Raw genomic sequence first — 19,403 nt, forward strand, 5'->3', positions numbered from 1 at the left:
GTCGATCGCCCAAATAGGATGAAGCACATTCAGTGAGACATGACGCGAAGCGTCAGGCGCTGCTCGCCACGCGCCGCCGGCGAAGCAGGAACAGGGCGAACAGCGACGCCGTCACATACATCACCAGGCTGTAGATGCCCGGCACGACGGCGGCGGCCGGGTTCTTCAGCACGTTGAGGGCGATGTAGATCGCCAGCGCGGCATTGTGGATGCCGATCTCCATGGCGATCGCGATGGCCTGGCCGCGCGGCAGGCGCAGGGCGAGCGGGGCGAGATAGCCGGTCAGCATGCTGACGAGGTTGAAGGCGAGGCAGGCACCGCCGACGGCGACGAAGCTGGGCCACAGCGCGGCGCGCTCCATGTAGATCGCGATGGCGATCAGCACCGCCAGCACCAGGATCGAGAACAGCTTGATCGGCTTCTCGGCGCGGATGGCGAGGCCCTCGGCGCGGGCGCGCACCAGCATGCCGAGCGTGACCGGCACCAGGATGATGGCGCCGACCTCGATCACCTTGCGATGCGGCGGCGGCACGTACTGGCCGGCGCCGAGGAAGAAATCGAGCGATAGGTCGAGCACGATCGGCAGGGTCAGCAGGCAGAGCAGGCTGTTGACCGCGGTCAGGGTGATGTTGAGCGCGACGTCGCCGCGGGCGAGATGGCTGTAGATATTGGCGGTGGCGCCACCCGGCGCGGCGGCGAGCAGCATCAGCCCGACCGCATGGTCGGGCGACAGCTTCAGCGCGACGGCGATGACGAGTGCCGCCAGCGGAAGCAGCAGGGCCTGCAGGAACAGGCCGGAGCCGACCGCGAGGGGATAGCGTGCGACACGGCGGAAATCGTCCAGCGTCAGGCTCAGGCCAAGGCCGAACATGATGATGCCGATTGCGAGCGGCAAAAGCAGGTCGGTCAGGATCGAGGCCTGCATAATACCTTCCCCCCTTATCGGCGTTACCGCCTTGGGGTCACGCTACTATGCAAAATCCGAGATACGCCACTGATCAATTGAGCCGCTTCAGTCAAACTACACGGCAGGGGGCGCCCGATGCAGGTTTGAGGCGGTCGCAATCCTCAATTCCTGTCCGCCAGCTGGAAGCCATGGGCCAGCGGGTCGCGGTCGTCGATGAAGATGGTGTTGTAGCCGGTCATCCGGGCCCAGCCCTCGATCGAGGGGATGATCGCGTCATGGGCGCCGACCCTGGCCGCCGCCTCGACCCGGCCGCGGAACAGCGTGCCGATGATGCTCTCATGCACGAAATCGTCGCCGACCTTGAGCTTTCCCTGCGCCGCCCATTGCGCCATGCGCGAGGAGGTGCCGGTGCCGCAGGGCGAGCGGTCGAGCGCCTTGTCGCCGTAGAACACGGCGTTGCGGGCATGCGCTTCCGGCTTCGTCGGCGCGCCGGTCCAGAGGATGTGGGAGAGGCCGTTGATCGCCGGGTTCTCCGGGTGGACGAACTGGTACTTTGCGTTGAGGGCGGCGCGCAGCTTCGGGCTCCAGCGCAGCAGGTCGGACGGGTCGACCTCGGCGATGTCGGAGATCGCTGCCTGCGGATCGACGATCGCGTAGAAATTGCCGCCATAGGCGACATCGACCGTGATCTCGCCCAAGCCTTCGACCGAGGCCGTCAGCCCGGTCGCGTGCAGATAGGAGGCGATGTTGGTGATGCGGACGCTGTCGACATAGGGGCCGTTCTGGACATAGGTCGCGGTGACCAGCCCGGCCGGGGTGTCGATCTTGAGCACGCCCGGGGTCTTCGGCGTCACCAGCCCGCGCTCCAACGCCATGGTGACGGTGCCGATGGTGCCGTGGCCGCACATCGGCAGGCAGCCCGAGGTCTCGATGAACAGGAAGGCGATGTCGGCGTCGGGCCGTGTCGGCGGATAGAGGATCGCACCCGACATCATGTCGTGGCCGCGCGGCTCGAACATCAGCCCGGTGCGGATCCAGTCGAACTCGCTGAGGAAATGCGCCCGCTTCGCGACCATGTCGGCGCCTTCGAGCCGCGGGCCGCCGCCGGCGACGAGACGCACCGGATTGCCGCAGGTGTGGCCGTCGACGCAGAAGAAGGTGTGGGTCGCCATGGCGGGGATCTCCGATATTCGGACTGTTTGCTTGTAACAGTGAGGCGCCGTCATTCCGCCCGTAGCGAAGCGGAGCGCCGGAATCCATCGTAGAGTTCCGGAGCCCTACGATGGATTCCGGAGCTGCGCCGCTGGCGCGGCTTGTCCGGAATGACGGAGCCTTTCGTCAAAGCCGCTTCCATCAAATCAGAACGAAACGCAGGCCGGCCGCAGGATGGTGCCGACCGATTGCTGGTGGAAGCGGGACTTGTAGGCTTCAGCGATGGCTGCGAGCTTGGCGCGGCCCTCCGCCTCGTCCTTCAGGGCGATGAGCAGAAGCTTGCTCGGCTCGCGGATCAGGGCACCGCGGCCAGCGTCGCGATATTGTCCGCGAGCGTCGAGGATGGTCAGCCCGCCCGGAAAGCGCGGCGTCACCTCGTCGTCGACGAAGCGGCGGAAAGCGGCTTCGCTGACGTCGACGCGGTCGCCGATCTTGCGGCCGAAGAGCAATTCGGCGGTGAGCATCGCCTCCTGGCCGGGGCCGCAGGTCAAGGGCTGGAGGCTGGCGCAGCCGGCGAGCGTGCCGGCAAGCAGCCCGGCGAAAGCGAATCGGATCATGGCCTTGGCTCGCCCGGCTGAGGCGCCGATTCAGGCGGTTGAAGTTCCGATTCAAGCAGCTCGCGGCAGAACCGGGCCAGGAGCGCTGCGGCCTCGGCCGGCGCAAGCGCGCCGACATCGAGCTCGACCAGCGGCAGGCCCGGCGCCTTCAGCAGGCGGTGCCTGGCGCGCAGCGAGGCGAGCACCGCCGGGTCGGTCAGCTTGCGCCGCTCCGCCCGCCCGGCCGCGACGAGCCGCTCCGCGTTGATCTCAGGCGCGCAGTCGAGGACGACCGCGACCAGCCTCGCCCCTCGGTTCTTCGCCAGTTCGCGATAGTCCTCGAACAGCGCACTGTCGAAGGCATCGTCCGAAAGCGCATCGGTGAGGATCAGCACTCCCGGCTTCATCTGCGCGGCATGGGCGAGGATCGTCATGCGCAGCGCCTTGCGCAGCGAACGGTAGAGCGGGTCGCGGCGCTCGAACAACGCCTCGGCCGGGTTGATGATGGTGTGGTTGTCGAGCAGGCGCGCATCGAGGAGCCGGGCGAGCTCGCGCGCGATGGCGAGCTTGCCGACGCCCGGCCAGCCATTGATGTGGATGATCAGGTCACCCTGCGCCATTGCCGATCAGAAGCGTTGCGGGCTGAAATGGCCGAGGTCGATGGCCGGCCTGCGCTCGGCGATCAGATCGGCGATCAGCCCGGCCGTCGCCGTCGACTGGGTCATGCCGTAATGGCCGTGGCCGAAGGCGTAGAGCACGTTGGGGTTGCGGCTGGCCCTGCCGATGACGGGCAGCGAATCCGGCAGCGAAGGCCGAAAACCCATCCAGAGGTTGCCGCTGTCGAAGGCGGGCAGTCCCTCGACCAGCGTCGCCGCCTTGTCGTAGAGCGCCTTGGTGCGGGCATGGTTCGGCGGTGCATGAAGGCCGCCGAACTCGACGGCGCCACCGATCCGCAGGCCGCTTTCGAGCGGGGTCATGATGAAGCCGTCATCCTTGAAGCCGACCGGGCGGCTGGTCAGCCCGGTCACGCCCGGAAAGCTGACATTGTAGCCGCGTTCGGTGTCGAGCGGGACCTTGTCGCCCATGGCGGCAGCCAGCGGCTTCGACCAGGCGCCGGCGGCGACCACGACGCGGTCGACGACGCGCTGCCAGCCATCGGGGCCGATCAGGGCAGGGCGCTCGCCCATCGAGATGTTGTCGACCTTCGCCTTCTCGAACTCGGCACCGCGCGCGAGCGCGGTCTCGAAGAGCGCCATGGTGAGGCTAAGCGGGTCGCTGATATGGGCGGCTTCGGGGTGGAAGGCGGCGCCGGCGAAGCGGTCCTTCAGCGCCGGCTCCATCTGGCGCAGCTCCTGCGGCTGGAGCATGTCGATGGCGATGCCGGCCGCGCGCTGGCGCTCGGCGAGCTTTTCGAGACCGGCCGTGTCGTTCGCATCGCGATAGGCGTAGAGCACCCCGCGCCGGTGGATATGCCCCATGAGCCCGGCCTTTTCGGCGCGCGCCAGCCAGGCTGGCAGCGCCAGTTGCTGCAGGGCGATGATGCCGGCGATCGAGCGCTCGTAATCGGCGGGGCGCGCCGCGAGCAGGAAGCGTGTCAGCCAGGGCAGCAATTGCGGCAGGTAGCCGAGGCGGATCGCCAGCGGCCCCAGCGGGTCGAGCAGGAAACCCGGCACCTTGCGCAGGATGTTGGGGCTGGCGAGCGGCAGCACGTCGGTATGGGCGATGATGCCGGCATTGCCGCGCGAGGGACCGAAGGCCGGGCCCTCCTTGTCGAGGATCAGGACCTCATGGCCCTCGTCGAGCAGGGCGTGGGCTGTGGCGACGCCGACGATGCCGGCTCCGATGATCGCGATCTTCATGACCCGGCGAGCTGCTTCAGTGCCGCGGGCTGCTTGACCTCGATCTCGACGAAGGCGATCGGGTGGGGCGAGCCGTTCATGACGTCGTGCTCGATGCCGGCCGGGCGCATATAGGCCTGGCCCTGGGCCAGCGGCACATCGCTCGCCTGCTGCCCGTCATGGATGCGCAGGGTGCCGTCGACCAGCATGACGACGAAATACGGCCAGCCATGGCTGTGCCAGCCGGTCACCGCGCCGGGCTCGAAATCCCAGCGCGTGATCCGGATCGTCTCGTCATCCTGCTGCACCGTGGCGACGGCAGGGATCGTGCAGGTGAAAGCCATGACCTCTCCGGTTCAGATGCGGGCTGCGCCATCCGGGCCGAACGCCGCCCCTTCGCCCAGCTCGAAGTTCTGGACCAGCCGCGCGGAGTCGTCGAGGTCCGGCAACGCAACCGGGCCGGCAGGACGCCGCTCCGTCGGCCCATGCTGCGATCCTCCTTGCGTGCCGGCGGGTTTCGGAAGCAGATAGCCAACATGATCGTTTTCGACCTGATTTTGGATATTGATATATCAATGAGGCGAACAGCGTCAAACCTCGGTTTTCCGCGAAGTGGAGCGCTGGCGTGAGCCGTTCCGGCGCCGTGGAAATGGATGGCGGCGAGGCGGCGGAGCGCTCCGGCTCGGCCAGCCTCGCCGATCTGGCCTATCGCCGGCTGGAGGAAGCGATCGTGACGCTGTCGCTGCGGCCGGGCGCGATCCTGACCGAGGCCCAGTTGATCGATCTCGTCGGCGTCGGGCGCACGCCGGTGCGCGAGGCGCTGATCCGGCTGGCCCAGCAGGGGCTGGTCGGGATCCTGCCGCGCAAGGGGGTCGCGGTCACCGACATCAACGCCATCGACGTGATGGCGGCGCTCGATGCGCGCGAGGTCCTCGAGCGGTTGATCGCGACGGAGGCCGCCAGGCGGGCCGGGCCGGAGGAGCGCATCGCCATCCTCGACAAGGCACGGGCGATGCGGCAGGCAGCGGTGGCCGGCGACGTCAATGCCTATATGCGGCTCGACAAGGAGCTCGACGCGATCGTCGCCATGGCGGCGCGCAGCCCCTATGCGACGCGCGCCGCCGAGCCGCTGCAGGCGCTGATCCGCCGGGCCTGGTACTTCTTCGAGCGACAGGACGATCTCGTCCCGGCGGCGGGGCATCATGTCGCCTTCGCGCAGGCGGTCGCGTCCGGCCTGCCCGAGGCGGCGGTGCAGGCCAGCGATGCGCTGATGCGCCATCTCCGCGCCGGGCTGCTGGCCACGCTGGGGCGGGAGTGAGGCGGGGCGGCGGTGCGCCTCCTGCCCGAGATTGATATATCTAATCGCGCCCGCGAGATTGCCGCCCTGCCTGCGGCGATCTGGCCATGACGCGGCAAAGTCCGTAAATGAGCGGCATGAACGCTCCTTCCCCAGAAACGGGCCGATGATCAAAATCCTGGAGGCGGCGACGTCCGCTGCCCTGCCCGAAGCAGCGGCCTTCCGCGATGCGATGGCCGAGGTCGCCAGCGCTGCCCATCTCGTGACGACCACCAGCCCGGGCGGGCGGGCGGGGCTGACGGCGACGGCGGTCGCCTCGGTGTCGGATGCGCCGCCGACCCTGCTCGTCTGCATCGAGGCGGGCAGCCGCACGCTCGCGGCGATCGAGGCGATGGGCTTCTTCTGCGTCAACACGCTGTCGGCAGAGGACCACGAGCTCGCGGAAGCGTTCTCCGGCCGCGGCGGCCTCGTCGGCGAGGCGCGCTTCACCAAGGGGAGCTGGACGCGGCTTTCGACCGGCGCCCCGGTGCTGAGGAGTGCGCTCGTCGCCTTCGACTGCCGGCTGGTGGCGGCCCATGCGGTCGCGACCCACAAGGTCCTGATCGGCGAGGTCGTGGCGCTCGGCGGCGGTGGCGGCACCGGCGAGAGCCTGGTCTATCGCCGGCGGCGCTTCGGCGGCTTCTGACGCCGGCTCCGCTTCAGCCCTTCGCCGCCTCCGCCTCGATCTCGGCGAAGACGCTGGCGGCCTCCTTGAAGGCGTGGTTGGCGGCCGGCACGCCGGCATAGACCCCCGCCTGGATCAGCAACTCCTTGATGTCGCCTTGGGTCAGGCCGTTGTTGAGGGCGGCGCGGACATGCAGGCGGAACTCGCCCCAGGCGCCGAGCGCGACGGTGATCGAGAGCACGATGAGCGAGCGCTCGCGGCGGGTCAGGCCGGGGCGGTTCCAGATGTCGTTCCAGGCGGTGCGGGTGATGAATTCCTGGAAGTCGCGGCTGAACTCGGTGATGCCAGCGGTCGCCTTGTCGACATGGGCGTCGCCGAGGACGGCGCGGCGGGTCTTCAGGCCGTTCTCGTAACGGGTCTTGTCGTCCATGGTTTCAGCCCTTCAGGAAGTCGGTCACGGCCTTCTCGAAGCCGGCCGGCTGCTCGAGATTGGAAAGATGGGCGGCGTCGAGCTCGACGCGCCGCGCGCCCGGAATGGCGTCGGCGATCTCGTGGCCGGCCGCCGGCGGCGTCGCCGGGTCGCGGCCGCCGATCACCACCAGCACCGGACTGGCGATGGCGCGGATCGACTCGCGCTGGTCCATGTCGCGGATGGCGGCGCAGCAATTGGCGTAGCCGACGGCGGGTGTGGTCGCGAGCATCTCGCTGACCTTGGCGACCGTTTCCTTGGCGCTTTCACGGAATTCCGGGGTGAACCAGCGTTCCAGCGTTGGCTGCACCAGCACGCCCATGCCCTGTGTGCGGACAGTACGGATGCGGCCGTCCCAGAGCTCCGGCGGCCCCATATGGGCGGCGGTGTTGGCGAGCACGACGCGGCCGAGGCGCTCGCCATGATGCGTCGCCAGCCATTGCCCGACCATGCCGCCCTTGGAAAGCCCGCACCAATGCGCCTTCTCGATGCCGAGCGCATCGAGGATGGCGAGCGCGTCGTCGGCCAGCATGGCGATGGAATAGGGCTTGTCCTGTGCCGGCGAGCGGCCATGGCCGCGGCTGTCATAGCGCACGACGCGGAAATGCTGCGACCAGGCCGGGATCTGCGGGTCCCACATCGAAAGATTGGTGCCGAGCGAATTAGAGAGCAGCAGCACGGGTGCGCCTTCCGCTCCGTCGATCCGGATATGGAACTCCTCGCCCCTGACGTTCAGCATCGGCATCGGCGTCGTTCTCCTAGGCAGTTGCGGTGCGGATCGCACCATCGATTGCAATCGAAAGCCGCTGGCCGGCGAGCCCGGCCTGGGCCTTCGCGGAAAGTTTCAGGGCAGGGGGCGTCTTCCAGCCCATCTCGCGGGCGACGACCAGGCCGAGCAGCAGGATCGCGTCCGGCTCGGCGACCAGGATCGCGGCCGGCGCCCGGCCGGTATGGACGAGCTCGAGCAGCACGGCCGAGGCCGAGGAGGAGCCGATGGTGCCGGGCAGCCCCAGAACCGTGCCGGCGACATTGCGGCCGCGCTGCGGGTGGCGCGCATCGATGATCTCGCCGCTGCGCGGATCGACGCCGCCCCAGAAGCTGATCGGCGCGGAGAGCGCCAGGCAGGTCGCCTCGACCGCCTGGCCCGGCAGCAGGATCTCGGCCTTCAGGACCATGTCCGCGGCTCCCTGACCAGCCGCCCGGCGACCGCGCTCTCGACGCATTCGGCGAGCGAGCCATAGGTCACGGCATAGCCGGTATTGCCCGGGGCGTAATGGGCGAACTTGCCGGAATTGGTCATCAGCACGCCGCCCTTCAGTTCGGGCAGGATCGGCGTCACCACCACACAGGTGTCGACGACGAAGACGATGCCGGCCTGCTCGAGGGTGCGGCGCCGGCCCTGTTCCTCCAACGGCTTCAGGACATGGCGGCCGGTATTGGCGTAGAGGGGCGTGCTGAGCCTGCGGCCGGCGAGGCGTTTCTCGAGCGCGTCGATCTCGGCGAGCGAGAGATGCGGCGAGCCGATCGCGACCGCATCGACCCGCGCGGTCGCGCCCGCCGTCGAAAGCCGAGCCAGCTCGTCAGCGATACGCTCCGGCGTGACGCGCAGCGTCCGGGCCGGGGGGCGCCGGCCGAGCGCGGTCGCCAGATCCGGCGCTTCCGGCGTCACGCCCGCGACATGGAAGAGCCCGACGCCGCCGGCCGAGGCGGCCGAGGCGCCGAGCGCCTTGAGCCTGTCCTCGTCGGCATGGCCCTGCAGGCCGTCGATCACCGCGACTTCGGAGCCGGCCTCGCGGCCGAGCAGGGCGCCGAGCACCGGATAGAAGACGTCGGCGTCGCGCAGGGCCTGCGACAGGCCGGAGACGTCGAGCACGAACGTCGCGATGCGGTTCTCCGGCCGGTGCAGGCCGTAATCGGGGGCGCGGCCGGCGATGGCGCAGGCGATGTCGAGGAAATCGCCATAGCGGTTGGTGCGGGCGCCGAGCACCGAATTGCAGAAGACGACGGCATTGGATTCGCCCCAGGCGACGTCGCTGCCCTGTTTCGGGCGGTGCCCCGCCTGATAGGGCGCGCAGGTCCAGCTCGGCTCGCAACCCATCGCCTCATAGGCCCGCATCATCCGCGCCGCCATGGCGTGCTGGGCGGTGGGAAGGCGCGTTGCGATGCAGCCATGCGGGGTGAGGGCGCCGACATTCAGCGTCGCGCGCACGGCGACCTTCGCGCCGCCTTCGACCAGCTTCTCGGCGAAGAGCGTGCCGGAATCGCCATGATAGAGCGCGCCGTCGATATGGGCGGAGGCGACCGGGATCAGCCTTGGCGCGCCCATCAGCCGGGCGGCCTCGGCGACGATGCGCATCGCCATGGCGGCGCCTTCGCCGCGGCCGCCGCCGGCGATCGCGCGCTCGTCGGCGGACAGTTCAGTCATCGTCGGTCATGTATTCCCGCTCCTCCTCGTAGAGGGCGAGGATCCGGTCGATGATCGCGTCGGTCGCGCCGCGATAGCTGACAGGGTCGAAGAGGGCGTCGAGCTCTGCGTCGTCGAGGCTGCCAGCCAGCGCCGGGTCATCCGCCAGCACGTCCCGCAGGTGGCGCCCGCTGGCGAGGCAGGTCTTGCTGGCCGCCTCCAGGAGATGATGCGCCTCGCCCCGGCCGAGCGTCGCGGCCAGCGCCAGCGAGACGCGTTCGGCCATGACCAGCCCATTGGTCAGCTCGAGATTGCGGCGCATGCGCTCGGGAAAGACCTGGAGCCCCTCGGCCAGCGTCACGGCCTGGCCCAGCGCCGTGCCGGCGAGGGTGAACAGCTCGGCCATGGTGCGCCATTCGGCGTGCCAGCCGCCCATGGCCCGCTCATGCTCCTGCGGCATCGCCAGGAGCATGGTCGAGACCAGGCCGGGCGCGCGCCTGGCCGCGGCGAGGATCAGCGTGCAGAGCACCGGATTGCGCTTGTGCGGCATGGCCGAGGAGCCGCCCTTGCCGGGCGCTTCCGGCTCGGCGAGCTCCCCGATCTCGGTCTGCGCCATCAGGGCGACATCGAGAGCGAGCTTGCCGAGATGGCCGCAGAGCAGGCCGAGCTGGGTCGCGATCGAAGCCGGCCGGCGCCGGTTGCTGTGCGAGGGTACCAGTACCGCGCCGATCGACGGCATGGTCCGGTTGAACTCCTGGAGCACCGCCTCGGCCTGCTCGCCGAGCGAAGCGAGCGTGCCGGCCGCGCCGCCGAGCTGATGTGCGGGCTGGCCATGAACCATGAACGCATCATGGAACGAGACCAGCGGATCGAGCCATTGCGCCGCCTTCAGGCCGAAGCTGATCGGCACCGCATGCTGCAGGAAGGTGCGGCCGATCATCGGCGTGTCGCGATGAGCGCGGGCGAGGCCGGCGAGGGCATGGGTCAGCTTCGCGCTGCGCTTCAGGATCAGCGCCCAGGCGGCGCGATATTGCTGGGCGTGGCCGGAATCGATGACGTCCTGGCTGGTCGCGCCGTAATGCACCCATTTCGCCGCCTCGGGGTCATGGGCCGCGACCCAAGCGGTCAGCGCCTTGACCAGGGGAATCGCCGGATTGCCGGCGAGCGTCGCCGCCTTGCCGATCGCGGCGATGTCGTAGAGCCCGGCCTCGCAGGCGGCGGCGATGGCCTCGGCGGCGGTCGCGGGGATTACGCCGACATTCGCCTGCGCCCGGGCGAGCGCCGCCTCGAAGTCGAGCATGCCCTGCAGGCTTGCCCGGTCGTCGAACAGGGCAGCGAATTCGTGGTCGGCGAAGAGCTCGCCATGAAGCCCGGCGATGTCAGCCATGACGGGCCGCGGGGTTCTGGAACCGGCAGTTCAGGACATGCTTGGCAGCGTACAACCTGGCCTCCCTCGATCGTCCCGGCCTTGGCGAATGCCGGCGTTCCGGTAAAGGAAGAAGCCGCAGTTTCTGGATAGACCCGAGGCGAGGGCGGCCGCAACCTGCGGCGGCATCGGTCGGGCCATGAGGAATGGGAGTGACGCCATGGCGATGACCATGAACGGGGAGGTGACCTTGCCGGCCGCCAAGGCGATCGTCTGGGAGAAGCTGAACGACCCGGAGGTGCTGAAGGCCTGCATTCCCGGCTGCGAGCAACTCGCCAAGGACGACGACACGCATTTCTCGGCGGTGGTCAAGGTCAAGCTCGGCCCGGTGAAAGCGACCTTCAAGGGCAAGGTCGAATTGCAGGACCTCGATCCGCCGAACGGCTATCGCATCGTCGGCGAGGGCGAGGGCGGCATCGCCGGCTTCGCCAAGGGCGGCGCCAAGGTCATGCTCGAGGATGCGGAGGGCGGGCAGACCTTGCTGCGCTACGACGTCGAGGCGCAGGTCGGCGGCAAGCTGATGCAGCTCGGCTCGCGCCTGATCGATTCGGTCTCGAAGAAGCTGGCGGACGAGTTCTTCGCCAATTTCGCCAAGGCGGTCAGCGAAGGCTGAAGGCGGCCTTCTGCACCGACGCACCGTCATTCCGGACAAGGCGCGATAGCGGCGCAGTTCCGGAATCCATCGAAGAGCGCTGCGCTTTACGATGGATTCCGGCGCTCCGGCCGGAATGACGGAGCCGTTTTCGGCGAGCCGCCAAGCGCCTCAGGAGGCCTTGCGCAGGGCCTCGAGCGCCTCGCCGACCGTCGCCTCGGCGGCGCCGACCTGCAGCGCGATGTCGGCGGCGGCGGCATTGGCGCGGCCGAGCGCCTTCTCCGTCGTCTCCAGGCTGTCATTGACCAGGTTGGCGCTGCCGATCGCCTCGTCGGAGCTGCTCGCGACCTCGGCGGCGTCGCGCGAGATGCTGGTGGTGACATGGCTCTGCTGCGCGACGGCGTCGGAGATCGCTTCCGAATCCGCCTTGATCTCGCCGATCGTCATGCCGATCGAGGCCGCCCGCTCGCTGCAGGCCTCGGCGCTGGCGGCGAGCTGGGCGATCTGGCTGGAGATGTCCTGCGTCGCGCTCGCCGTCTGGGTCGCCAGGGTCTTCACCTCGGCCGCGACCACCGCGAAGCCGCGGCCGGATTCGCCGGCGCGGGCCGCCTCGATGGTGGCGTTCAGGGCGAGCAGATTGGTCTGGGCAGCGATGTCGGCGATCATGCCGACGACGGTGCCGATGCTGCCGGTGACCTCGCGCAGCTTGGCGATCGCCTCGTTCATCGCACTGGCATCGGCGACGGCCCGGTTGGCGATGTCGAGGCTCTGGCGGGCGCGCTGGCCGATCTCGGCAATGTTGGCCGACATCTCCTCGGTCGCGGCGGCGGTCTGCATCGCCTTCTCGCGCACCAGCGCCGAGGTACGGGCGACCGAGCCGACCTGATCCTTGATGAAGGCGCTGGCCTCGGCGGTTTCGCTGGCTGTGGCGACGAACTGCTCGACGGCGCCGCTGATCTTGGTGTCGAGCTGGCCGATCCGCGAGGTCAGCGTGGCGGCGACCTCGTCGAGCGTCGCGCCGCGACGCTGCGCTTCGGCCGCCGCGAATTCACGGTCGAGCGACATTGCCGTGTTGACGTCATAGGTCAGGACCCGCTCGATGATGAAGAGGTCGCGCGGGATGTCGTGCCGCGAGAAGATCAGCCGCGTCCGGCTCTCCTCCAGACAGATCCGGAACAGGGTGAAGGCGATCGAGGCGCGGGCGCGGGCGCCGACGCTGGCGCGGCGTTCGAGCAAGGTGAGCCGTTCGAGCGAATCGCAATAGCGCTGGTCGAAATCGCCATCGAAGAGCAGGCGGAAATGATCGCCTTCGGCGGCGTAGAGTTCAACGGCGAGGGGATCGACGCCGTCCCGCAGGCGCGGATGGATCGAAAAGGCGCGGGCGAAATCGTCCTCGACGACCTTGGCGATGCAGCGCTCGAGGATGTCGCGATAGCGGCGCAGGCGCAGGCGCTGGGCCTCGTCATAGCCGATCGCGGCGAGCCGGCGCTGGACATGTTCGAGAAGCGTGGCCAATCGCGCCATCCATGATCGCGACGATCACGGATCGTCGTTTGACGGTGCATCCTGCGCAGGCAGCGTTAAGAATCTGCAAAAGCGGCGGCATTTGCCGGTTGCTCGCCGGCAGAACCGCCGATTGCCGCAAACGGCGCGAAAAGACCGCGAAACTGGGCCTCCCAAGACGGCGCTCGCCGCTTGACCGCGGAAAATCCCGGGTCCACACTCATTTTGAAGTTGTTCCAAGGAAAAACCGTCTTCGGCGCGAGCGCGTCGAAATGCGAATGGCCCGGCGGCCGAGCTGTCTTCCGCCGGACTGCGAAAACAGGCTTCCGGAGGGAGTGCCCCATGGCCAATGTGACCATGACGGTGAACGGCAAGGCCGTCGCCGCGAATGTCGATCCGCGCACCCTCCTGGTGCAGTTCCTGCGCGAAAATCTGAGGCTCACCGGCACCCATGTCGGCTGCGACACCAGCCAGTGCGGCGCCTGCGTCGTGCATCTCGACGGCAAGGCGGTGAAGTCCTGCACCACGCTCGCTGTCGCCTGCGAGGGCGCTTCGGTGACGACGATCGAGGGTCTCGCCGATGGCGGCACGCTGCATCCGATGCAGGAGGCCTTCCGCGAGCATCACGGCCTGCAATGCGGCTTCTGCACGCCGGGCATGATCATGGCGGCCGTCGACATGGTGAACCGCCGCGGCAATACACTCGACGAGAAGACGATCCGCGAGGATCTCGACGGCAATATCTGCCGCTGCACCGGCTACCACAACATCGTCAAGGCGGTCGCCGCCGGCGCCGAGGCGATGGGCAAGGGAGCCGCCCCGGTCCGCCAGGCCGCCGAGTAGCGCTTTTCCTAAAGGCCGCGCCCGCCACGACCGGCGGGTGCAGCCTTCGTTCGATGCGATCCCCGCCAGACACGCTGCCAACGCCCGCCAAGAGGCGTCACGCCAGGAGGAATCCATGTCCGCCACCGGAATCGGCGCTTCCGTCCGCCGCAAGGAAGACCATCGCTTCATCACCGGCCAGGGCCGCTATACCGACGACATCAACCGGCCGGGCCAGGCCCATGCCTATTTCCTGCGCTCGCCGCATGCGCATGCCACGCTGAACAAGATCGACGCCAAGGCGGCGCTTGCCATGCCGGGCGTGCTCGGCATCTTCACCGGCGACGACCTCGCCGCCGACAAGATCGGCGGGCTGATCTGCGGCTGGATGATCCACAACAAGGACGGCACGCCGATGAAGGCGGGGCCGCATCCGGCGCTGGCGCAGGGCAAGGTCCGCTATGTCGGCGATCATGTCGCGGTCGTCGTCGCCGAGACTTTGGCCCAGGCCCGCGACGCGGCCGAGGCGATCAGCGTCAATTACGGCGTGCTGCCGGCGGTGGTCGACACCGCGACGGCGGCGCAGGCGAAGACCCAGCTTCATGCCGAGGCGCCGGGCAATACGGTGTTCAACTGGCATCTTGGCGACAAGGACGCGACCGAGAAGGCGTTCAAGGCCGCCAGGCACGTGACGAAGCTCGACCTCGTCAACAACCGGCTGGTGCCGAACCCGATGGAGCCGCGCGCCGCGGTCGGCGATTACGACCAGGGCGAGGGCGCCTTCACGCTCTACACCACCAGCCAGAACCCGCATGTCGCGCGGCTCGTGCTCTCCGCCTTCATCGGCATCGCGCCGGAGAACAAGCTGCGGGTGATCGCGCCCGATGTCGGCGGCGGCTTCGGCTCGAAGATCTTCATCTATGCCGAGGAGACGGTCTGCGTCTGGGCGGCGAAGAAGGTCGGCCGGCCGGTGAAATGGACCTCGGACCGCACCGAGGCCTTCCTCTCCGACGCGCATGGCCGCGACCATGTCACCCATGCCGAGCTCGCGACCGACGCCGAGGGCAAGATCCTCGGGATGCGGGTCAAGACCACCGCCAATCTCGGCGCCTATCTCTCGACCTTCTCCTCCTCGGTGCCGACCTATCTCTACGCGCCGCTGCTGTCGGGCCAGTACGACATCCCGGCGATCTATTGCGAGGTCGACGCGGTCTACACCAACACCGCCCCGGTCGACGCCTATCGCGGCGCGGGGCGGCCCGAGGCGACCTTCGTGGTCGAACGCCTGATCGAGGTCACGGCGCGCCAGCTCGGCAAGGACCCGGCCAAGTTCCGGATGCAGAACTACATCAAGAAGTTCCCGCACCAGACGCCGGTGATCATGATGTACGACACCGGCAATTACGGCGCCTCGATGAAGAAGGCGCTGGAGATCATCGACTACAAGGGATTTGCCCGCCGCAAGCGCGATTCCGGCCGCAACGGCAAGCTGCGCGGCATCGGCTTCTCCTCCTATATCGAGGCCTGCGGCATCGCGCCCTCGGCGGCGGTCGGCTCGCTTGGCGCCGGCGTCGGCCTGTGGGAATCGGCTGAGGTCCGGGTCAACCCGATCGGCACCGTCGAGGTGCTGACCGGCTCGCACAGCCATGGCCAGGGCCATGAGACGACCTTCGCGCAACTGGTCTGCGAGCGGCTCGGCGTGCCGCTCGAAAACGTCTCCATCGTCCATGGCGACACCGACAAGGTGCAGATGGGCATGGGCACCTATGGCTCGCGCTCCGGCGCGGTCGGCATGTCGGCGATCGCCAAGGCGCTCGACAAGGTCATCGCCAAGGGCAAGAAGGTCGCGGCCTATGTGCTGGAGGCCGACGAGGCCGATATCGACTTCAAGGACGGCAACTTCCTGGTCAAGGGCACCGACCGGAAGCTCGATTTCGGCTCCTGCGCGCTGCAGGCCTATGTCGCGCACAAGTTCAACGGCCAGGACCTCGAGCCGGGGCTGAAGGAGGGGGCGTTCTACGACCCGACCAACTTCACCTTCCCGGCCGGCGTCCATATCTGCGAGCTCGAGATCGATCCCGATACCGGGATCACGAAGATCGAGCGCTGGGCGGCGGTCGACGATTTCGGCAATGTCATCAATCCGATGATCGTCGAGGGCCAGGTCCATGGCGGCATCGCCCAGGGCGTCGGTCAGGCGCTGCTCGAAGGGGCGCGCTACAATGCCGACGGCCAGCTCGTGACCGCGAGCTTCATGGATTACTGCATGCCGCGCGCCGATGACCTGCCGTCCTTCCAGGTCGGCATGACGGTGACGCCGTGCCCGTCCAACCCGCTCGGCATCAAGGGCTGCGGCGAGGCCGGGGCCATCGCCTCGCCGCCGGCCGTGATCAACGCCATCACCGACGCGCTCGGCCATGAGGACATCGCCATGCCGGCGACGCCCCAGGCGGTCTGGCGCGCGGCGCAGAAGACGATCAGCCGGATGGCGGCGGAATAGACAAAGCGTCATGGCCGGGCCTGGCCCGGCCATCTCTCTCAGGTGAGGCGCCTCAAGCGCGCCCTGGAAGAGATGCTCGGGGCAAGCCCGAGCATGACGCTCACGGAACCCGAGCGGAGAACGATCATGTACGCTTTCACCTATCACCGCCCGACCAGCGCCCGGCAGGCCGCCGGCCTTCTCGCCAAGAAGGAGGACGCCAAGCTGCTCGCCGGCGGGCACACCTTGCTGCCGACGATGAAGCAGCGCCTGGCCGCTCCGTCCGCGCTGGTCGATCTCTCCGCCTGCGCCGACCTCAAGGGCATCGTCCGCAAGGGCCGCAACCTCGTCATCGGCGCGATGAGCACGCATGCCGAGGTCGCAGCTTCCCCCGAGGTGCAGGAAGCGATCCCGGCACTGGCCTTTCTCGCCAGCCATATCGGCGATCCGCATGTGCGCCATCGCGGCACGATCGGTGGCTCCGTCGCCAACAACGATCCGGCGGCTGATTATCCGGCGGCGCTGCTGGCGCTCGGCGCCACGGTCGTCACCAATCAGCGCAAGCTGACGGCAGCCGAGTTCTTCACCGGGCTCTACGAGACGGCGCTGGAGGAGGGCGAGGTCATCACCAGGGTTTCCTTCCCGGTTGCCTCCAAGGCGGGCTACGCCAAGTTCCGCAATCCGGCCTCGCGCTATGCGCTGGTCGGCGTCTTCGTCGCCAAGCGCGGCAGCGAGATCGCGGTCGCGGTGACGGGGGCGGGCGAGGGCGGCGTCTTCCGCTGGCCGGAAGCGGAAGCTGCGCTGAAGACGCGCTTCACGGCGAAATCGCTCGATGGGCTGAAGGCCACGGCCAAGGGCATCAATGCCGACATGCATGCCGACGCCGAATACCGCGCCCATCTGATCGGCGTGATGGCGAAGCAGGCGGTGGCGCAGGCGACGGGGAAGGGCGCGTAGCAGGCCGATGCTACGTCATGCTCGGGCTTGACCCGAGCATCTCACGCCGGAGAGAGCTCCGATGGGCGCATTTCCTCATGAGATTCCCGGGTCTGCGCTCCGCTTCGCCCGGGAATGACGGGCACTCCTCAGTAAAAGAAGCGCTCCTCGACGATCTTGTCGCCCTTGACGGTGTAGAGCCCGATCTCGTGCATCTTGCGGCGCTCGCCGGTCTCCTTGACCGTGACGTCGAAATAGAAGTGCACGGCGAACTGCTCGCCGTTGAGATAGGGACCTTCGGTGCTGAATTCGTGGACCTCGTGATTGGCGACCCACCATTCGCCCTTCTGCTTCACCGCCTCCCTGCCACGGCAGACCGCCATCGGCCCGGGCATGTTCTCGTGGCTGACGATGTCTTCGGCATTGTAGGCATTGGCGGCTTCCTCGTGCTTGCCCTCCTTGAGCATGGCGACGAAGTCCGTTGCGAGATCGGCTGTGCTGGTCATGATCTGTCCTCCCACCGCATGCTGGAGGAGCCTCCAGCGAGATTGCGTCAGCAGGGTGATGCTGCGTGATGCTTTCAGTGCAGATCCCGCGTGTAGACGAATTTCGGCATGCTCCAGTTGAAGCGCAGCGCCAGCAGCCGCAGCATCAGCCCGACCGTCATGGCCAGCACCGTGACGAAATCGTGCGGAAGCTCGACATGCCGGCCGCCGAGATAGATGAGCCCGGTGACGACCGAGACGGTCGCATAGAGCTCGCTGCGGAAGAGCAGGGGAATGTCGGCGCAGAGCATGTCGCGCAGCACGCCGCCGACGCAGCCGGTGATCAGGCCGGCGGTGATCACGATGATGAAGGGCAGCTGCATCTCCAGCGCGACATTGCAGCCGATCACCGTGAAGAGCACGAGGCCGACGGCATCGAGCAGCAGGAAGATCTTGCGCAGCTTGTGCATGAAGCGGGCAAGCGCGATGGTGAACAGGGCCGCCGCGGCGGTGATCAGCAGGAAATGCGGGTTCTTGACCCAGATCAGCGGGTAGTGGCCGAGCAGCATGTCGCGGACCGAGCCGCCGCCGAGCGCGGTGATGCTGCCGAGCATGCAGACGCCGACCCAGTCCATGCTGCGGCGGCCGGCCGCCAATGCAGCCGACATGGCTTCGACGACGATCGCGACGATGTACAGTGCACCGAGCACGCCCGCTCCTCCGCTCGCTATCTCTGCGACCTGTTAGGGACTAAGGATCGTGACAGGTCAAACCGGCCTTGCGAGGCTGGCGCCGCTTCGACAATTGCCAAGACCGGGACCTCATGAAGCCTTCTCTGCCGACCTCGATCGACGCCACGCTCTCGCTGCTGCAATCGCAGGGCTATGTCGCCGACCGGGCGCTCGCCACCGTGCTCTTCCTGGCGCTCAGGATGAAGCGGCCGCTGCTGCTCGAGGGCGAGGCCGGCACCGGCAAGACCGAGATCGCCAAGGTGCTGGCGGCGGGGCTCGGCCGCCGGCTGATCCGGCTGCAATGCTATGAGGGGCTCGACCTCGCTTCGGCCGTCTATGAATGGAACTATGCCGGGCAGATGATGGCGATCCGCCTGGCCGAGGCGAGCGGCGGCGCGAACGACCGCGAGCGGCTGGAGGCCGACCTGTTCTCCGAGCGCTATCTCGTCAAGCGGCCTTTGCTGCAGGCGCTGGAGCCGCAGGAGGGCGGGGCGCCGATCCTGCTGATCGACGAGCTCGACCGCACCGACGAGGCCTTCGAGGCCTTCCTGCTCGAAGTGCTCGCCGATGCGCAGGTGACGATCCCCGAGCTCGGCACGATCAGGGCGGCCGAACCGCCGATCGTGATCCTGACCTCGAACCGCACCCGCGAGATCCATGACGCACTGAAGCGGCGCTGCCTCTATCACTGGGTCGGCTATCCCGATGCGCCGCGCGAGCTCGCGATCCTGAAGGCGAAGGCGCCCGAGGCGCCGGCCAAGCTCGCAAAGCAGGTCGTCGCCTTCGTCCAGGCGATCCGCAGGGAGGAGCTGTTCAAGGCGCCGGGCGTCGCCGAGACGCTGGACTGGGCGAGCGCCCTGGTCGAGCTCGACGCGGTGGCGCTCGACCCGGCACTTGTGTCCGACACGCTGGGCGCCCTGCTGAAATACCAGGACGACATCCAGGCGATGCAGGGCTCCAAGGTCGGCGAGCTGCTCGACCAGGCGAAGCTGGCGGCGCGGGGGTGAGGTGTCATTCTCGGGCGAAGCGTAGCGGAGACCCGAGAATCTCATGACGAAAAGGCACTGGTTTCCGAGATGGTCGGCTCAAGGCCGACCATGAC

General features: G+C 68.1%; 21 protein-coding genes. 7 read left to right on the plus strand and 14 right to left on the minus strand.

From position 1 onward, the window contains the following. Nucleotides 1-52: 52 nt before the first annotated feature. The 6 genes from V6M56_RS15400 to V6M56_RS15425 all read right to left on the minus strand — a co-directional run bounded on the left by V6M56_RS15400 (nt 53) and on the right by V6M56_RS15425 (nt 4,837). A complete protein-coding gene (locus V6M56_RS15400; RefSeq protein WP_332685010.1) occupies nt 53-925 on the minus strand; it encodes a bile acid:sodium symporter family protein in 873 nt (290 codons plus the stop codon). A 143-nt stretch (nt 926-1,068) separates the two neighbouring features. After that, a complete protein-coding gene (locus tag V6M56_RS15405) occupies nt 1,069-2,079 on the minus strand; it encodes a 4-hydroxyproline epimerase (protein ID WP_332685011.1) in 1,011 nt (336 codons plus the stop codon). A gap of 186 nt (nt 2,080-2,265) precedes the next feature. Next, complete coding sequence (locus V6M56_RS15410; protein ID WP_332685012.1) at nt 2,266-2,676, minus strand: DUF3574 domain-containing protein; 411 nt, start codon at nt 2,674-2,676, stop codon at nt 2,266-2,268. Next, nucleotides 2,673-3,275, minus strand: coding sequence for an AAA family ATPase (locus V6M56_RS15415; RefSeq protein WP_332685013.1), 603 nt, complete (start codon nt 3,273-3,275; stop codon nt 2,673-2,675). The genes V6M56_RS15410 and V6M56_RS15415 overlap by 4 nt, the downstream gene beginning before the upstream one ends. 6 nt (nt 3,276-3,281) lie before the next feature. Next, complete coding sequence (locus tag V6M56_RS15420; RefSeq protein WP_332685014.1) at nt 3,282-4,514, minus strand: NAD(P)/FAD-dependent oxidoreductase; 1,233 nt, start codon at nt 4,512-4,514, stop codon at nt 3,282-3,284. Beyond that, nucleotides 4,511-4,837: a cupin domain-containing protein gene (locus V6M56_RS15425; RefSeq protein WP_332685015.1), complete on the minus strand. Its 327-nt coding sequence runs from the start codon at nt 4,835-4,837 to the stop codon at nt 4,511-4,513. The genes V6M56_RS15420 and V6M56_RS15425 overlap by 4 nt, the downstream gene beginning before the upstream one ends. 281 nt (nt 4,838-5,118) lie before the next feature. On the opposite strand from V6M56_RS15425, the gene V6M56_RS15430 reads away from it, so the two are divergent. Both V6M56_RS15430 and V6M56_RS15435 read left to right on the plus strand, forming a co-directional pair. Further along, entirely contained in the window at nt 5,119-5,811 is a 693-nt protein-coding gene (locus tag V6M56_RS15430) for a GntR family transcriptional regulator (RefSeq protein WP_332685016.1), read from the plus strand. Between the two features lie 145 nt (nt 5,812-5,956). Continuing rightward, nucleotides 5,957-6,475, plus strand: coding sequence for a flavin reductase (locus tag V6M56_RS15435; protein ID WP_332685018.1), 519 nt, complete (start codon nt 5,957-5,959; stop codon nt 6,473-6,475). A 13-nt stretch (nt 6,476-6,488) separates the two neighbouring features. Here the strand turns inward: V6M56_RS15435 and pcaC are convergent, their stop codons facing one another. Genes pcaC through pcaB form a run of 5 tightly spaced genes read right to left on the minus strand, consistent with a single transcriptional unit; the run spans nt 6,489 to nt 10,714 of the window. Then, the gene (gene pcaC / locus V6M56_RS15440; protein WP_332685019.1) at nt 6,489-6,884 is read right to left on the minus strand and encodes a 4-carboxymuconolactone decarboxylase; all 396 of its coding nucleotides are present in this window, start codon (nt 6,882-6,884) and stop codon (nt 6,489-6,491) included. Between the two features lie 4 nt (nt 6,885-6,888). Continuing rightward, the gene (gene pcaD, locus V6M56_RS15445) at nt 6,889-7,668 is read right to left on the minus strand and encodes a 3-oxoadipate enol-lactonase (RefSeq protein WP_332685020.1); all 780 of its coding nucleotides are present in this window, start codon (nt 7,666-7,668) and stop codon (nt 6,889-6,891) included. Nucleotides 7,669-7,681: 13 nt separating this feature from the next. Continuing rightward, entirely contained in the window at nt 7,682-8,098 is a 417-nt protein-coding gene (locus V6M56_RS15450) for an aconitase X swivel domain-containing protein (protein WP_332685021.1), read from the minus strand. After that, nucleotides 8,089-9,348: an aconitase X catalytic domain-containing protein gene (locus V6M56_RS15455; protein ID WP_332685022.1), complete on the minus strand. Its 1,260-nt coding sequence runs from the start codon at nt 9,346-9,348 to the stop codon at nt 8,089-8,091. The genes V6M56_RS15450 and V6M56_RS15455 overlap by 10 nt, the downstream gene beginning before the upstream one ends. After that, nucleotides 9,341-10,714 (minus strand): 3-carboxy-cis,cis-muconate cycloisomerase, encoded by a 1,374-nt coding sequence (gene pcaB / locus V6M56_RS15460; RefSeq protein WP_332685023.1) that lies wholly within the window; start codon nt 10,712-10,714, stop codon nt 9,341-9,343. The genes V6M56_RS15455 and pcaB overlap by 8 nt, the downstream gene beginning before the upstream one ends. A gap of 199 nt (nt 10,715-10,913) precedes the next feature. On the opposite strand from pcaB, the gene V6M56_RS15465 reads away from it, so the two are divergent. Then, a complete protein-coding gene (locus V6M56_RS15465; protein ID WP_332685024.1) occupies nt 10,914-11,366 on the plus strand; it encodes a CoxG family protein in 453 nt (150 codons plus the stop codon). Nucleotides 11,367-11,516: 150 nt separating this feature from the next. On the opposite strand, the gene V6M56_RS15470 is transcribed toward V6M56_RS15465, so the two are convergent. Then, on the minus strand, nt 11,517-12,860 hold the full coding sequence (locus tag V6M56_RS15470; protein WP_332685025.1) for a methyl-accepting chemotaxis protein: 1,344 nt from the start codon (nt 12,858-12,860) through the stop codon (nt 11,517-11,519). A gap of 330 nt (nt 12,861-13,190) precedes the next feature. Here V6M56_RS15470 and V6M56_RS15475 point away from each other — a divergent pair, with 330 nt between their 5' ends. The 3 genes from V6M56_RS15475 (at nt 13,191) to V6M56_RS15485 (ending at nt 17,106) form a co-directional block, all read left to right on the plus strand. Then, nucleotides 13,191-13,691: a (2Fe-2S)-binding protein gene (locus V6M56_RS15475; RefSeq protein ID WP_332685027.1), complete on the plus strand. Its 501-nt coding sequence runs from the start codon at nt 13,191-13,193 to the stop codon at nt 13,689-13,691. Between the two features lie 115 nt (nt 13,692-13,806). After that, nucleotides 13,807-16,170: a xanthine dehydrogenase family protein molybdopterin-binding subunit gene (locus V6M56_RS15480; RefSeq protein ID WP_332685028.1), complete on the plus strand. Its 2,364-nt coding sequence runs from the start codon at nt 13,807-13,809 to the stop codon at nt 16,168-16,170. 126 nt (nt 16,171-16,296) lie between these two features. Continuing rightward, nucleotides 16,297-17,106, plus strand: a complete 810-nt coding sequence (locus V6M56_RS15485; protein WP_332685029.1) for an FAD binding domain-containing protein — start codon at nt 16,297-16,299, stop codon at nt 17,104-17,106. Nucleotides 17,107-17,234: 128 nt separating this feature from the next. Here V6M56_RS15485 and V6M56_RS15490 read toward each other — a convergent pair whose 3' ends face one another. Together V6M56_RS15490 and V6M56_RS15495 are read right to left on the minus strand one after the other, a co-directional pair. Beyond that, a complete protein-coding gene (locus tag V6M56_RS15490; RefSeq protein WP_332685031.1) occupies nt 17,235-17,591 on the minus strand; it encodes a nuclear transport factor 2 family protein in 357 nt (118 codons plus the stop codon). Between the two features lie 74 nt (nt 17,592-17,665). After that, nucleotides 17,666-18,280, minus strand: a complete 615-nt coding sequence (locus V6M56_RS15495) for a trimeric intracellular cation channel family protein (protein WP_332685032.1) — start codon at nt 18,278-18,280, stop codon at nt 17,666-17,668. Nucleotides 18,281-18,393: 113 nt separating this feature from the next. Between V6M56_RS15495 and V6M56_RS15500 the strand changes: the two genes are divergently transcribed. After that, on the plus strand, nt 18,394-19,308 hold the full coding sequence (locus V6M56_RS15500; RefSeq protein ID WP_332685034.1) for an AAA family ATPase: 915 nt from the start codon (nt 18,394-18,396) through the stop codon (nt 19,306-19,308). Nucleotides 19,309-19,403: the final 95 nt, after the last annotated feature.

The organism is Allobosea sp., from assembly GCF_036675845.1.
GTDB lineage: Bacteria > Pseudomonadota > Alphaproteobacteria > Rhizobiales > Beijerinckiaceae > Allobosea.

What these genes read in the sequence shown, in the direction of transcription:
- V6M56_RS15400 (WP_332685010.1), bottom strand. Translation starts at nt 925, where the DNA reads ATGCAGGCCTCGATCCTGACCGACCTGCTTTTGCCGCTCGCAATCGGC.
- V6M56_RS15405 (WP_332685011.1), bottom strand. Translation starts at nt 2,079, where the DNA reads ATGGCGACCCACACCTTCTTCTGCGTCGACGGCCACACCTGCGGCAAT.
- V6M56_RS15410 (WP_332685012.1), bottom strand. Translation starts at nt 2,676, where the DNA reads ATGATCCGATTCGCTTTCGCCGGGCTGCTTGCCGGCACGCTCGCCGGC.
- V6M56_RS15415 (WP_332685013.1), bottom strand. Translation starts at nt 3,275, where the DNA reads ATGGCGCAGGGTGACCTGATCATCCACATCAATGGCTGGCCGGGCGTC.
- V6M56_RS15420 (WP_332685014.1), bottom strand. Translation starts at nt 4,514, where the DNA reads ATGAAGATCGCGATCATCGGAGCCGGCATCGTCGGCGTCGCCACAGCC.
- V6M56_RS15425 (WP_332685015.1), bottom strand. Translation starts at nt 4,837, where the DNA reads ATGGCTTTCACCTGCACGATCCCTGCCGTCGCCACGGTGCAGCAGGAT.
- V6M56_RS15435 (WP_332685018.1), top strand. Translation starts at nt 5,957, where the DNA reads ATGATCAAAATCCTGGAGGCGGCGACGTCCGCTGCCCTGCCCGAAGCA.
- pcaC (WP_332685019.1), bottom strand. Translation starts at nt 6,884, where the DNA reads ATGGACGACAAGACCCGTTACGAGAACGGCCTGAAGACCCGCCGCGCC.
- pcaD (WP_332685020.1), bottom strand. Translation starts at nt 7,668, where the DNA reads ATGCCGATGCTGAACGTCAGGGGCGAGGAGTTCCATATCCGGATCGAC.
- V6M56_RS15450 (WP_332685021.1), bottom strand. Translation starts at nt 8,098, where the DNA reads ATGGTCCTGAAGGCCGAGATCCTGCTGCCGGGCCAGGCGGTCGAGGCG.
- V6M56_RS15455 (WP_332685022.1), bottom strand. Translation starts at nt 9,348, where the DNA reads ATGACTGAACTGTCCGCCGACGAGCGCGCGATCGCCGGCGGCGGCCGC.
- pcaB (WP_332685023.1), bottom strand. Translation starts at nt 10,714, where the DNA reads ATGGCTGACATCGCCGGGCTTCATGGCGAGCTCTTCGCCGACCACGAA.
- V6M56_RS15465 (WP_332685024.1), top strand. Translation starts at nt 10,914, where the DNA reads ATGGCGATGACCATGAACGGGGAGGTGACCTTGCCGGCCGCCAAGGCG.
- V6M56_RS15475 (WP_332685027.1), top strand. Translation starts at nt 13,191, where the DNA reads ATGGCCAATGTGACCATGACGGTGAACGGCAAGGCCGTCGCCGCGAAT.
- V6M56_RS15480 (WP_332685028.1), top strand. Translation starts at nt 13,807, where the DNA reads ATGTCCGCCACCGGAATCGGCGCTTCCGTCCGCCGCAAGGAAGACCAT.
- V6M56_RS15485 (WP_332685029.1), top strand. Translation starts at nt 16,297, where the DNA reads ATGTACGCTTTCACCTATCACCGCCCGACCAGCGCCCGGCAGGCCGCC.
- V6M56_RS15490 (WP_332685031.1), bottom strand. Translation starts at nt 17,591, where the DNA reads ATGACCAGCACAGCCGATCTCGCAACGGACTTCGTCGCCATGCTCAAG.
- V6M56_RS15500 (WP_332685034.1), top strand. Translation starts at nt 18,394, where the DNA reads ATGAAGCCTTCTCTGCCGACCTCGATCGACGCCACGCTCTCGCTGCTG.